We start from the raw sequence: 13,090 nt of genomic DNA on the forward strand, positions 1-13,090 counted from the left end.
TTGTGGCAATGAAAATGAAGTATTCCATATTGCTGAGCATCGTTTTGGCCTGCTTGCTGGCGCAAGAGGTCAAGGCGCAAAATACCATGCAGACCTCCCAGTACATGGTGAATTATATGATTATTAATCCGGCGGTGGTCGGATTGAATGAACATTCCGAATTTCGCCTTTCCTATCGGAATCAGTGGAGTGGGATAGAAGGCGCTCCCACCACTTTTTTTGGTAGTGCCAATACTAGTTTAGGGCATCAGGGAAGTGCTTCCCGTCGCAGAAGAGGAGGGCGAAGGAGAGGCTATCGGGGACGGTCAGGCAGGCCGCATCATGGTCTGGGGGCCTATATTATGAATGACCAGGCAGGAGCGGTGAGTCAGATCAGGATGTATGCGAATTATGCTTATCACCTGAGAATTTCCTCGCAGGTGCGGATGTCTGCCGGCGCATCTGCCGGATTGATTAGTAATCAGATTGATAAAGATAAAATCTATGTGGTGGATCCTAATGACCCCTTATTGGCGAATGCACAAAATTCCATGCATCCTGATATTCAGATCGGTTTTTGGTTTCATTCCTCCAATTGGTTTGCGGGTTTGTCGGCTACGGAATTCAATCTGAGTAATGGTTTCGGGACGGAGCTTGGGGCTTTACAGCCTAATTATTACCTCACCGGTGGTTATCGTTTTGAACTCAGCAGAGAGTTGGATTTTGTGCCTTCCGTCCTGATGAAAACCGTGAATTTTTCCCAATACCAATTGGATATGAACCTCAAGCTAAGGTATCGGTCCGTACTTTGGGGAGGACTTTCATTGCGCGGAACGCAAGACCTGACGGCCATTTTCGGCCTGGATCTGATGAACGGAATGATGATGGCTTACTCTTATGACTATCAACTCACGGAGGTCAATGCGGTTAGTAATGGATCGCATGAGATCACCATCGGCTTTAATATGAAAGGTAAAAGGCAAAGACGAGGCCTGGACCGGAGAGCATTTTGGTAAGTCGATCAGAAATATTATTGGAAAGGCAACGGTTTATCGGTTGTCTTTTTTTGTTTTTGGGGCAGCCCTCCTGACGTCGGTCGGGCTTTTGCCAGTCGCTCTTTTCCCGAGCCGCTACGCTCTTAGGCTGGGAAAAGGAGCTTCGCAATGGCGCTATCCCTCTGCCGGTAAGTCTCGGCGACCTGCGCGGGCGAGAGCCCGCTTGGGGCAGGGATGAAGCGGGTCTGTTTGAACCACAGCGGCCCAAAAGGCCGATGAGGTGAGCCGCGCGAGCCCGGTGCTGCCGTCTAAGCGGCAGTAGCCCCCCAAAAAAAAATGGTAAATAAATGATTGCAGGTCTGAGGATTATGTCTTTTATTCCTAAAAATAGGGAGAAAGGCTCATCTTTTCTGCCTGACAATGCGTTCACAAGCCCACTTAGCGATATCATTATGACAGAAAAAATAAAATTAGGCGTCAGTACTTGTTTATTAGGAATGAATGTTCGGTATGATGGGGGCCATAAGAATTCCCGCTTGCTGAACCGTATGGAGAAGATTTTTGATTATTTCCCGTTTTGCCCCGAGGTGGGCAGTGGGATGTCTACGCCCCGGCCTGCCATTCGGTTGATTAAGGATGAGGCTGGCGAAGTGAGGCTGGTGGAATCCAAAAATCCGGAGCAGGACTATACGGAACAGATGCTGGCTTATTCTGAAAAAACAGTGGAAAAGATGCAGGACAAGGTGGATGGCTATGTGTTGATGGCCAAATCTCCCAGCTGTGGGATGGACCGGATAAAATTGTATACCAAGGCGGGGCAACCAACGGCGGATAAGAGTTCAGGATTGTATGCCAAGGCGCTGATGGAGCAGAATCCGCTATTGCCCATAGAGGAAGAAGGTCGGTTGAATGATCCGGTATTGCGGGAGAATTTTATCGCCAGAGTGTACATTTTTCATGAATGGAAGGCATTTGCGCAGCAGCCCAAATCCGTAAGTGCCTTGCAGGCTTTTCATCAGCGGCTAAAATATAAGGTGATGAGTCACTCTCCCGCCAGCCTGACGGAACTGGGACGGATGGTCTCCAATCCGGATAAAAATGACTTAGAGGCCGTTTATAACAGCTACATTCACCTGCTGATGGAGACGATAAAGAAGCCGGCAGGGAAAACGAATATTCTGAATGCTTTGCAGCATGTCTACGGTTATTTTAAAAAGGTGATTGATGAAGATGAAAAGCGATATCTTTTGGAAATGCTGGAGGATTATAAAAATGGCTATGTGCCGCTCATCATGCTACGCCGGGCCCTGACGCACTTGGCGGAAAAGCATCAGAATGAATATATCCTGAGTCAGAACCTGATTAAACGCTATCCCAAGCATTTAAATTTGTATAGGGATTTATAGATGTTAGCCCCATATACGGGGCTTTTTTTTGGTGAGTAAGGGCTTCAATTTGTTGTAATAGAATTGTTTGACTTGCAGCGCGTTGATGTAATATTTTTCTTGTTTTTGTTTATTTTATAAGCAGTTTTATCCCTTATTTTTAAGTTGGTGGGCAGGGTAATTTCGTAAGATCTTTTATAACCTACTTAATCAACTTTATGAAAAATTTTCATCTGGCGGGTCTGATCTTGACCCTTTTTTTGGGATTATGGTCTTGTAAAAGTGACGATGGGGGAGATAGTCCGGGCGGAGGAGATTTAGGCGAATTTTTATTGGAGCTTCCCCTCCTTTCCAGGGGCGAAGTGGTTTTTAGGGTGACAGAGGATGTCCCGGGTACAGCCGTTCCAAACAAGGCTACATTGGTGTTAAATGGAGCGGATCAAGAGAGCCTCAGCGGGGAACCGCCCTATGAATTTACCGTGAATAGTGCAGAATTGGCGGACAACACTTATGATGTGGCCGTGCGGCTGGAAGCCGAAGGGACATCGGCTGTGGTGGTGAGTGGGCAGACTTTGGTGGATAATGTGTTGTTGTCCGTCTCTATTGATGCGGGTTATGTGGATGCGGTGAAGGATGCAAATGATTTAATGAAATTTAGTCGACATTGGTACATCACCGATACTTTAGGTAATATTTTATCCAATCAAGCCAATTGGGATGAGGGCTCCACGGTGGTGGTAAACACCAATCCTGATGATGAGAATTTTATTTTCAAATTGGCGATTATTGATTTCTTTGAATATCAAGAGGGGGAGGAAGTGATTTCCGAATATGCCTTGAACTATCAGGATATTCTCTCCCTGAATAATAATAACCTTACATATTCTTCGCCTACCGCACCGGGAGATACGGAGATTGCCGCCTCTATTGAAGTCACTAGTGTTCCGCAGGATTATGATAGTCGATATGCTTCCAATGCTTTCTATGAAGTCACGGATGATGAGACGGATGGCCGAACGGTTACCTATGATTTATTGGTGGCGCAGGGCGATGAAATCGCAGAGGAGAGCTTTATTCCAACGGTGGTGTTCATGGAAAATGCTGGCGGGGAAGTGGTGGCACAATATTATCCGGTGGGCCAAGATGACGATGAAACTATTGATTTTACAAACATGTCGGCGCCATCAGATCCGCTGACGGCCGCAGGCTTATCGGGCAAGTCGGTATCGTTTTTAACGGGATCCATGCTTTTTCAGGGGCAGGCCTTTTTACCTTATGGAGCGGTGGCGGATGAAGGACAAACGCTGAGCGATTACGAAACCCCTTTCAACAAAACGAATGGAGAATTTACCGGAGATTTCTTCCAGACGCAGGTGTTAGGGGAAGATGGCGGTAATACCGTTTTGTGGGAAGTGTATGGAGAAAATATTGTACAGGGGGCTGAGCTATGGTCTATTTCAGAAAATATAACGCCGGTTGCCTCTACCTGGGCTTCATTGCGCTATGATCAGCGGGATTTTAATAATACCACCGCTTTTACGGAAGTGGAAAACGGGAATGAATTTTCCTCTATTTCAGCACAATTTGTTTACACCGATGCAGTGGAGTTTACTGCTGATATTCCGGACAACATTACGGCTACCTACGGGCCTTTGGTGACTTTAAGCACCGCCAATGTGCAGAGTATTGAAGGATTAGTGTTGGGAGATGTAGTGACCTATCCCAATTTAGGAGAGGCTCAAAATACGGCCATTAAAGTGTTTGATCTGAATCCGGTACCTGCCCGAATGGCAAACCGTGCTCCAAGCTTTGCATTTAATAATCATCGCAGATTCCCCAATTTTTATTTGGAAGAAAAGCTCTCCGGAAAGTACAGAATGAGTAGTGGCCTGATGGGAATGGAGAAGAGAAAGGATCTATTTGATTAAGTGGTTGTCTTATTTGTATTAGAATTAGAGGACGGTTAACCACCCGTCCTTTTTTTGTGGCCTCTTTTCTGAAGGGTGGGCAATGAACACAACGTTATGCGTTGCGAGATACCATAAGATACCTGAAAACGCCTGACCAATTTCTGTTGAGTGGTATTAGGGGTTATAAGATAAGTCAAATTTGAGTAAACTTGCTTTCTCCTCACTCCTCTTCTTCAGTTTCATGGGCAAAACTCGAAATTGGAAAAATTCCTTTATTTTTTCTGCCTTGATGCTAAATGAGGATTTTGGCAGGAATAATCCGGGTTAAGGCGGAATAGTTCCGGTTAATCGTTTTTGTCTTTAGAATCGTGGGGTGAAAATGGCTATGAGCGGGTTATAAGCACACCATCCGGCTGCAAATTCGAATTATTGGAAGCGATTTTGGAAAATTTCTCAACAATAGCGATGCTATTCTCTCAAAATAATCGGATCTCGCTTCTGCAATAATCAAATTTTCGCTACGAATTTTGGCTTTTAAACACCCTCTCATATCTTGACTTCTATAAAGCAGATAACGGAATAATTCAATTTTCATTATATTATAGCTTGTCAGCAAAAAGGAGTAAGAACATACGCTCGAAAGATGGCATTATTGTCAATCTAGCAACTTAGGAAATTCCCTTTTTGCCCAAGCTTTAGAGTTAGAACAGTACCTAAAAATATCCTTTGCGTTTAATATTACCTGTTCCCTTACTATCTTCGGCTTTGAATCAACCTGAGTTTTATGAATAGAGGAATTGTGGAAATGGTCGTTCTGGTGGCGGTTATTTTATTGATGATGATTATTGCCTCCAAAGTGTTAGGACTGGCGCTGGGCATTGTTTTTCGATACTGGTGGCTGCTGTTGATTATTGGCGGAGGATATTATTATTTGCGGAAAGACCGTTATTGATCAAAAAAAAGCAGGCTTATTGGCCTGCTTTTTTTTTGACGGAAATACACAAGTCTATGACGGGAATTGATAAAGAAGAGCATTTCGTTAGTCTTAATTTTGTGGCAGCATTTTCCTTGTGGAAATGTAAAGCGCGTGTTTAAAAGCCCGGATTCGATACCAAGATTTGACTATTGGAGAAGTGATGCCGTTTTTTTTGAGAAAAGCTTGGCTGTTTATAGGCAATTGATCCTATATCCTCTTCAATAATGGACATTTTCTTCGGATGTTGTGAATTTTGAAACGCTCTAAATCTGACCTTTTTAAAGGAAAGTGTGCCGACCGTACACTTTTCGGCTGCTGAATATTTGTCTTTCTATCTTTTAAATATTTGTGATTGAAAGCAATTATCTCCACATGAAAAGAAATTTAGCTGTTAAAGTATTGGCATTAGCCCTTATGACCTTGGTTTTCCCCCAATGGACAATGGCTCAGGATGCCCAGGATGCGGAACAAATCAATGCGAACCTTCCAGAGAAGGGGAAGTTATATTTGGCACCAATCCCCGTATTAGCCTCTAATCCTGCTTTTGGATTTGTATATGGAGCCGCCGCCTCCGGGGGTATTTTCTTCGGTGACCCGCAAGCTACTCGCATGTCGTCTGCTTTATTGACCGCGACTTATAGCACCAAGAATCAATTGATGTTTACTTTCAAGCCCATCGTTTATACCAATAACGACGATTGGAATTTGTTAGGAGATTATCGCGTGTTCTTCTCTTCTCAAAACACCTATGGTTTAGGAACCGGCGCCCCAGCTACTCCTATTGATGATTATTTGGGAGAGCAGCCGATGGATTTTGATTTGATCAGATTACACCAAACGGCATTAAGAAAAATTAAACCTAATTTATATGCGGGTATGGGTTATCATTTGGATGTATTCTCTAATATTGATGACACCATGCTGGATGAAGAGGGACAGCGCATTGAAACGGATCATGATCGTTATTCCAAGGAAAAAGGATTCGAAACCGATGGCTACACCATTTCAGGAGTTTCTGCGAACTTGATCTATGATAGTCGTGACAATGTAGCCAACCCTTATTCCGGAAGATATGCCTTTCTTTCGTATAAGATGAATGCCGAGTTCTTGGGTAGTACTAAAGGTTCCTCTACTTTATGGATGGAATACCGTGACTACTTCTCTGTATCAAAGAAAAATCCACGTAACTTGATTGCGCTGTGGACATACGGACATTTTGTGACTTCAGGTGATGTACCTTATATGGCTTTGCCTTCTATTGGTTGGGATCAGATGGGCCGTTCCGGTCGTGCTTTCCCGCAAGGAAGGTTCCGTGGCGAAAATATTTACTATTTGGAGGCAGAATATCGTTTTGGCATTCCGGTAGTGAGAAAAAATCCAGATCTATTGGGTGGGGTAATTTTTGCCAATACCACTTCAACTTCCTCCGCTATGGATGAGGTGAAATTATTCCAGGAGATGCAGGTAGCAGTAGGTGCAGGTCTTCGGGTAATGATTAATAAGAAAGCTAGAACGAATTTAGCGATTGACTATGGACGCTCTTTCAATGGTGAAGGTGCGGTATACATTGGATTAACCGAATATTTTTAAAATATAATTTTCTAATTTGAGGCCGCTCCGCTAGGGGCGGCCTTTTTTGTGGTTAACCCGGATTATTCATGCTTGAATCCTCGTTTAGCTTTAGGCGGGCAAATTAGGTTTCTGTACTGCATAATGCTTAAGTATAAACCCGCTGGACTCAAACCATCAGCCATTCGCATCATCTTCATCTTCGGGAAAAACCTGTTTAAATCTTTTTTTCAAATCCTGCAAATCCTGTGCTTCGGTAAAGGTCTGCTCCGCCATGTTTAACACGAGTTGCATGTGGTTTTTAATGCTATTTTTTTCGGGCGGTTCTTCGGCAAAACCATATATGGCGATCAGGGCATCCATTAATCTGATGACCACGGAGGGGGTATCATGTGCATTTTGACGAATTTGGTTAAAAGCAGTATCCATCATGCCCGAATAGGTAACGGTGTCGACGATCAGCCTCAGGTTTTTTTTGTCATCAAAATGATGGCGTGCAGGAAAGGGCACCTTCAGCAAATACACCATGGTGGTTGAAAGGTTATCAATACAGGCAATGGCGGTAAATGGATCATTAATGCCGGGAGATAGCGCCCGCACAGCAATTTCCACCATTTGGTGGAGGGAATATTCCGGATCCTGCTGCGGGCTTCGGGTGCTGCCCATAATGAGGTGCTCCTCAATTTTTTTGAGTGGCCCCTCCTCTAAGGGTTGTATACAATGGTAGGTGGCCAGCTCGGCTCCTTTTAGTAAATAGCTGCCCACCCGATGATGCATTTCCATTAGACCTCCCCATTTACAGATTAGCTTTAATAGGGCCTGTTGGTCAATATAACGAAGGTAACCATCTCTTGAGCATTTGATTTTTTGTTGATGCAAATACAGGCTTTTGTTTTGATCCTCCTTCCATTCATCGGTAAGCCCGGAATGGGAGATCTCCGCATTTTTGCTTTTGGGGAAAATGGAAGAGATGTTGAGGCTCAGGCTTTTGGAGATATCGGCCACTACTTTATCAGCCTGTATGCTGATGGCGATATGATGGATGTAAACCACCAGCATCATAATATTTACCATAGCGAGTATGACCGCCACGAATATGGAAATAGTTGGAATGAATTGCGCCGGTTCTTGCTCCTCAATCATGTTCATGATCAGCAGGCAATATAAATAGGTGGAGATGTAAGCGCCCAATACCACCTGATTCAGCCGGTCGTACATGAAATTATTAATGAGTCGGGGGCCCAGCTGAGAAGAGGCCAGGGTTAACACCACCAGGGTAATAGAAAAAACGGTGCTGGCCATGCTAATCATAGCGGAGGAAATAGTGCTTAACAAACTTCTGGCAGAGGACAGGCTGCTTACAAAAAGGAATCTAAACAAACCTTTCGGCCTAAAATCCAGGTTGATATCAATCATCAGTAAGGTATATGCAAGAGCAATGGCCCCCAAGATGATCATCACCGGAATGAACCAAAAGGTAGAAATGAGGTGTTGCCAGAAAAAGCGTAATTTTTGCATCCATTAGTTTACTGATTACTAAGTATCAAAGGTTGGTTGGACACATTTTGTTCGCTATTCAGTAGAGGAATAGCGCCAAAGTACAAATTTATCGGGATCATCAAGAACGCGTTTATAAGCCACCAATCGTATCGAAAATTTGATAATTGCAGGAGGGATCCCCGATCATTTTGAGAGAGTGGCCACGCTATTGTGGAGCAATTACCCAAAATCACTTCCCATAATTTGAATTTGCAGCCGGATGGTGTGCTTGTAAACATGCCTTTACCCGAAATATTCATGCTTCAATCCTCCTTTAGCTGCAAGGCGGAAAAAATGAAGGAGTTTTTCCTATTTCTAGGTTTTCCCAACGAAACAGATGAATGAGGCGAAAGCAAGCTTGCCCAATTTTGGGCTTTGAAAATCAATGAAAATAAACCCTTTATTATTGGTTAATAAATATAGTGGTGAATAATTCGGGTTAAAACCAGGAAGGAGTCGTAGTCGGGGGATGGAATCAGCAGCATTTGGATGGATTAACTGGCACCATTCGAACCGAAATAATGCATTACGGTCTTATTCGCTAATTTTCTTCAAGAGCTAGAGAAAAGGGCTTATTTTTAAATCAAAAAAAAATGAAGGTCGCAGACTTACGCAGTCAACTAAAAACACTAAAGCAGGAGGAAATTGTCCAGCTGGCAGTGGAATTTTACAAATTAATACCCAAAGCAAAGAAAGAGGATCATGATCTTGACGGATTAATTATGAATCCTAAAAGGGCCAAAACCACTACAGCCAAAACCACACTCAGTTTACAAGATATGAAGGTGGATATTGAAAATTTTGTAGATAATGCCAAAAATCAATATTACCTGATGCCGAATAGGGTAGTCCCCAAAAAGGAACGATCTACCTGGAGATTTAAAGTTAAACGATGGTATAAAGAATTATTGTTAGACAATAGAAAGGATAAGGATGTTCTCCTGCAAAACGAATTATTGGTAAGCTTGTACAACTTATTGATAGCGGGCAGGGATTACCATTATTTTTCCGCCGATGATCCTTTTGAATCTGTAGGTATTGAGCAGGCGACCTTTTATCAGGAAATAGTGCTTCAGCTTCAGCAAAAATTGGGAAAAGCAGATGCGGTCGAACAAAGTATTCAACTGATTATTGGTGACCGCAATTACTTGTATTCGTTTTCTACAGATCTGATCGATGTACTGATCAGGAGTTTGGATATTCCGGATTTAAAGTACAAAGGTATTGAGGTCGTGGAAAGTGAAATCAGGAAGCTGAACGATAAGGCGGCCACATCAACCTATGATTTTTCAAATTATAAGTTTATAGAAAAAAATAATAGGCTTGCTGAATTGGGCCTCAGGATATATTGCGACCTTTTTGAATTCGAAGAAGGCATAGCATTCTTTAAGCAATATTATTTGGAAGAAAGGGCAGGGGTGAAGTTATGTGCGTTGATCAATGTTTTATTCTATTTAGGTGAAAAAGAGTTGATATTGAGTGAAATAGAGTTGTCTCGAGCGAAGGGGGAAAAACCAAGGATTAAAGTTGAGCAACTGTATGATTTCATTAAAGAAGAGGGCCACTTGCCAAGCTATTTTTGATAAGCCCGAAAGATGCATGCTTTCACTTTTCCTGCTAAGTCGGGAAAAGTGAAGGATTAGCTTCCTTTCTTGAGTTTTTCCCAACGAAGCAGATGAAGGAGGAGAAAGCAGCCCACTCCAGTTTGGGCTATTAATAGCCAAATAAAAACAGTAATAATGCATTGGTTGTGAGTTGTTTGGGTTTTGTGATTAAATTCAGCGATGAATAATTCGGCTTATAAAAACCGGAACAATGGCTTCAACCGGCTGAAAAAACAGGCTTAATTTGCATAGTCAGGGCTTTTTCGTAAAAGCTAACTCAGCCATTCAACACCTTATATTTAATCATCAATCGTTTCTTTTTCATTTTTTATTGATAAAAAACGAAACAAAAAAATCAAGGCTGTGATCAATGTTGGCGGGACAAAGAACCTGCTGACGGAATCCATCAGGGCGACATTTGGAGAAGTCAGGAGACTAGTGGAATATGGCTAAAATGTCGCTGTGATGCTTTCTTGTCGCCAGCAGCACCTTTGACTATCCGCCCATTGATCAAGGCCCGACTGTTGATGTGGAAGATGCTATACTATTAAGTCAATACTGTAAAAGATAGTAATTTAACTCATTAACAAGCGCTCAAATCAAAATAGCCTCTCATCGGGAACCAGATCATTTCTATAATTTGTAGTTTTATGAAAAAGCCGTGTTTGGATAGTTGAATCTGGTGGTGTACCATGGCGGCTGAGCCTATATTGTTTTTTATTTCACCAGCAGAGGCGGAGGGTATGATGGATTAAAGGGTTAGTGGCCTGCGTAAACCCTGTGAGTCCCGTCATCCAGAAATTGAATCCGCGGTAATTGTTGGGTTTCTTCGAAGTAGTCATAGGCCTTTGCTAGAGAAAACCACAACTGTTCCGTTGCCTTTGAAACAGGATGCTGCTCTTTCAAATTCCGGATGTTGGATACTGTCATTTTAGCAGGGAAAATGGTGACCGGGATGCGTGCTTGACCATTGTTTCGTGCTTCCACACAGGCCATATATAATTCCATTATGCCTTCATCCTCAATAGGGACACAGCCGATGGTTACACAGGCGCCATGAATGAAAATATCTCCTCCGAGGGCGGCCTGATGTCCCAGAATTTTATCCGAAGCATTGGGGTAGTTGATGCCTAAAGATAAATAGTAGTTGCTGCTGGGGTTAAAACGGTCAATATGATAAAAGCCTTCCGGTACTTGCCGGTCTCCTTGTTGACGTTTAGGTCCATAGTTCCCCGAAGAAGCACAAATGGGAAAGGTTTTCAGGTAATGAAATTTTTTATCCCCATTGTTCTTTGCATATAAAACCAGCTCTTGCTCTTTTTTGAATACCTGAAGGTAAAGGTTAAAGGCCTGAAGATGGATGCCCTTCTCCTTTAGGAGTTTATCAAAATCCTGTTGTTTTTGCGCATAGGCATAGCGTACCCTCGGATAGCGACATTGTGCTTTTTTGAAATCATTCTCCGGCAGGAAAAACAGTTTGATCAGGAGGAACAGAATGGCAGGGGAAGGTAGCATAATAGTTTTTTGAATGGTATGTTAATCCGGATACCGATAATGTCCGATAATTTCCCAGGCAAACAGACAATCCTCCAGCACCTGCCCCCGGCCAATATTATGCACGATTAATGGTCTGCTTCCCTGCCTGCTTTTCTGATCCACTACCAGGCCAATATGTAAGACTCCACCTCCCAAATCCCAGGCCACAATATCTCCCGGTAGATAATCCTCTGCCCTTTGACTTTTTCCTTTAGTCATTCCTTTCCGGTTGAAAAAGGTCATCAGATTGGCCACCCGACGATGGTCGATATTCGTGTCCGGTTTTTTCAGTCCCCAAATAGTGGGGTACAGGTCAAAATGTGCGATCATGTCCTCATGCACTTCCTTTTGCAGATCAATTCCCTGTAGGCGGTAGGCCCGGATCACCACGTCCGTACAGACGCCCCGATCCGCGGGTACATCTCCTCCAGGGTAGGCTATCGCCACATAAGCCGGGTCGTACACCACTTTCTGGCGGGTAAGGGCCATGGCGCTTTCAGACAGAGAGGTGGTTGACTGAGCAAAGCCCGGGTAGGTAATCAGGGAGAAAAAGAGCAGCAATAGTTTTTGCATGGGTGTAGCGGTTAATATTGGAGAAAAATCAATATAGAAAATTGTGGTTTTGGGTGCAAGTTGGGACTTTTTATCTCAGCGGTCAGAAACATTTGAGATGGATCATCACTTATAGGATAAAATATCGATTAATGTACCTGACCTACGCAGAACGTTGCCGGATTGATCTCTACCATTCCCTGGGAATGAGTAATGCCAAAATCGCCCGATTATTGGATCGGCATGTGTCCACCATTGGTCGGGAGTTGAAGCGCAATAAATTATTTGGAGAATATGATGCCCGGCTGGCCCAGCGGCGCTATGAATGCCGGAAAATTTTTGTAGGACTTAAGAGCCATTTGTGGTGTGGATATTTTAGGCCAACACCCTATAAAATCAAGCCCTTTATCCGGCGCATTACCCAATGGTTTTCCGATTATTTTGATGATTTCCTGCGTTTGCGCACCATCAATTATGGTCTGATGAATTTCAATCTCCGATGGCGTCATCAGGTACGGCTGCTCAAAACTAAAGGCCCCTGGTGGTATGGTGCGATGGCGCGCTGGATACTTCGGATCTGGGATTTGGAACCCGAGGCTCTCGCCCGCCAGCAAGTCGAAGCCGAAGAAGAACGTCAGCGGAATGAATCCATTGCCAAAATGTTGGATGAACTGGATCAAAGTGTAAAAGCGCTGGCTGAAAAGATAGAGGCCCTTTCTTCAAAACCCAAAATCCCCGAGGCCATAGCGCTTCGGGCTGCTTAGGCTGCCCCATAATTCCTTAAAGCACCTCAAACTTCTTTAAATGTTAACATTTCTCTGGGAATGCGTGCGCTGTCCGATATGGCAGCGCTTTTTTTGTGGAGGTAAGTGGCGCCCGGTCTTCATTAGTAGTTATTTCACTTGTTATTTCCCCGAACTTAAGGAGTTGCAATTGCTCACGTGCAGCATTTTTTTTAAGAGGGAAAGCCTATTTTGAATGGAAGCCTTTTTAAGTTTTATTTTTCCGGCAAGAGAAGAGGAAGAGAGCAAGAACAAGTAAGAAT

Annotated in this window: 10 protein-coding genes; 7 read left to right on the forward strand and 3 right to left on the reverse strand. The window is 43.5% G+C overall.

The features are described from left to right. Window positions 1–8 precede the first annotated feature (8 nt). The 5 genes from AAA970_RS18615 to AAA970_RS18635 all read left to right on the forward strand — a co-directional run bounded on the left by AAA970_RS18615 (window position 9) and on the right by AAA970_RS18635 (window position 6,835). Window positions 9–995 (forward strand): PorP/SprF family type IX secretion system membrane protein, encoded by a 987-nt coding sequence (locus tag AAA970_RS18615; protein ID WP_338238402.1) that lies wholly within the window; start codon window positions 9–11, stop codon window positions 993–995. 431 nt (window positions 996–1,426) lie between these two features. After that, entirely contained in the window at window positions 1,427–2,380 is a 954-nt protein-coding gene (locus tag AAA970_RS18620; RefSeq protein WP_338238403.1) for a YbgA family protein, read from the forward strand. A 197-nt stretch (window positions 2,381–2,577) separates the two neighbouring features. Continuing rightward, window positions 2,578–4,287: a hypothetical protein gene (locus AAA970_RS18625; protein WP_338238404.1), complete on the forward strand. Its 1,710-nt coding sequence runs from the start codon at window positions 2,578–2,580 to the stop codon at window positions 4,285–4,287. 766 nt (window positions 4,288–5,053) lie between these two features. Next, window positions 5,054–5,221: a hypothetical protein gene (locus AAA970_RS18630; RefSeq protein WP_338238405.1), complete on the forward strand. Its 168-nt coding sequence runs from the start codon at window positions 5,054–5,056 to the stop codon at window positions 5,219–5,221. Window positions 5,222–5,617: 396 nt separating this feature from the next. Next, entirely contained in the window at window positions 5,618–6,835 is a 1,218-nt protein-coding gene (locus AAA970_RS18635; RefSeq protein ID WP_338238406.1) for a BamA/TamA family outer membrane protein, read from the forward strand. A gap of 156 nt (window positions 6,836–6,991) precedes the next feature. Here AAA970_RS18635 and AAA970_RS18640 read toward each other — a convergent pair whose 3' ends face one another. Then, window positions 6,992–8,332 carry a DUF2254 domain-containing protein gene (locus AAA970_RS18640; RefSeq protein WP_338238407.1) on the reverse strand — a complete coding sequence of 447 codons (1,341 nt, stop codon included), beginning with the start codon at window positions 8,330–8,332 and terminating at the stop codon, window positions 6,992–6,994. 614 nt (window positions 8,333–8,946) lie between these two features. On the opposite strand from AAA970_RS18640, the gene AAA970_RS18645 reads away from it, so the two are divergent. After that, window positions 8,947–9,936, forward strand: coding sequence for a hypothetical protein (locus AAA970_RS18645; protein WP_338238408.1), 990 nt, complete (start codon window positions 8,947–8,949; stop codon window positions 9,934–9,936). A 780-nt stretch (window positions 9,937–10,716) separates the two neighbouring features. Here AAA970_RS18645 and AAA970_RS18650 read toward each other — a convergent pair. Together AAA970_RS18650 and AAA970_RS18655 are read right to left on the reverse strand one after the other, a co-directional pair. Next, on the reverse strand, window positions 10,717–11,472 hold the full coding sequence (locus AAA970_RS18650; protein ID WP_338238409.1) for a L,D-transpeptidase family protein: 756 nt from the start codon (window positions 11,470–11,472) through the stop codon (window positions 10,717–10,719). Window positions 11,473–11,493: 21 nt separating this feature from the next. Next, window positions 11,494–12,066, reverse strand: a complete 573-nt coding sequence (locus AAA970_RS18655) for a DUF1287 domain-containing protein (protein ID WP_338238410.1) — start codon at window positions 12,064–12,066, stop codon at window positions 11,494–11,496. Between the two features lie 131 nt (window positions 12,067–12,197). Between AAA970_RS18655 and AAA970_RS18660 the strand changes: the two genes are divergently transcribed. Then, window positions 12,198–12,809: a helix-turn-helix domain-containing protein gene (locus AAA970_RS18660; RefSeq protein ID WP_338238411.1), complete on the forward strand. Its 612-nt coding sequence runs from the start codon at window positions 12,198–12,200 to the stop codon at window positions 12,807–12,809. Window positions 12,810–13,090 lie beyond the last annotated feature (281 nt).

Source organism: Persicobacter diffluens, from assembly GCF_036244895.1.
GTDB classification, from domain to species: domain Bacteria; phylum Bacteroidota; class Bacteroidia; order Cytophagales; family Cyclobacteriaceae; genus Persicobacter; species Persicobacter diffluens.

Bases quoted from the DNA above. Each gene is read 5' to 3' on its own strand.
- AAA970_RS18655 (WP_338238410.1), bottom strand. From the start codon at position 12,066: ATGCAAAAACTATTGCTGCTCTTTTTCTCCCTGATTACCTACCCGGGC.
- AAA970_RS18650 (WP_338238409.1), bottom strand. From the start codon at position 11,472: ATGCTACCTTCCCCTGCCATTCTGTTCCTCCTGATCAAACTGTTTTTC.
- AAA970_RS18640 (WP_338238407.1), bottom strand. From the start codon at position 8,332: ATGCAAAAATTACGCTTTTTCTGGCAACACCTCATTTCTACCTTTTGG.
- AAA970_RS18660 (WP_338238411.1), top strand. From the start codon at position 12,198: ATGTACCTGACCTACGCAGAACGTTGCCGGATTGATCTCTACCATTCC.
- AAA970_RS18635 (WP_338238406.1), top strand. From the start codon at position 5,618: ATGAAAAGAAATTTAGCTGTTAAAGTATTGGCATTAGCCCTTATGACC.
- AAA970_RS18620 (WP_338238403.1), top strand. From the start codon at position 1,427: ATGACAGAAAAAATAAAATTAGGCGTCAGTACTTGTTTATTAGGAATG.
- AAA970_RS18625 (WP_338238404.1), top strand. From the start codon at position 2,578: ATGAAAAATTTTCATCTGGCGGGTCTGATCTTGACCCTTTTTTTGGGA.
- AAA970_RS18630 (WP_338238405.1), top strand. From the start codon at position 5,054: ATGAATAGAGGAATTGTGGAAATGGTCGTTCTGGTGGCGGTTATTTTA.
- AAA970_RS18615 (WP_338238402.1), top strand. From the start codon at position 9: ATGAAAATGAAGTATTCCATATTGCTGAGCATCGTTTTGGCCTGCTTG.
- AAA970_RS18645 (WP_338238408.1), top strand. From the start codon at position 8,947: ATGAAGGTCGCAGACTTACGCAGTCAACTAAAAACACTAAAGCAGGAG.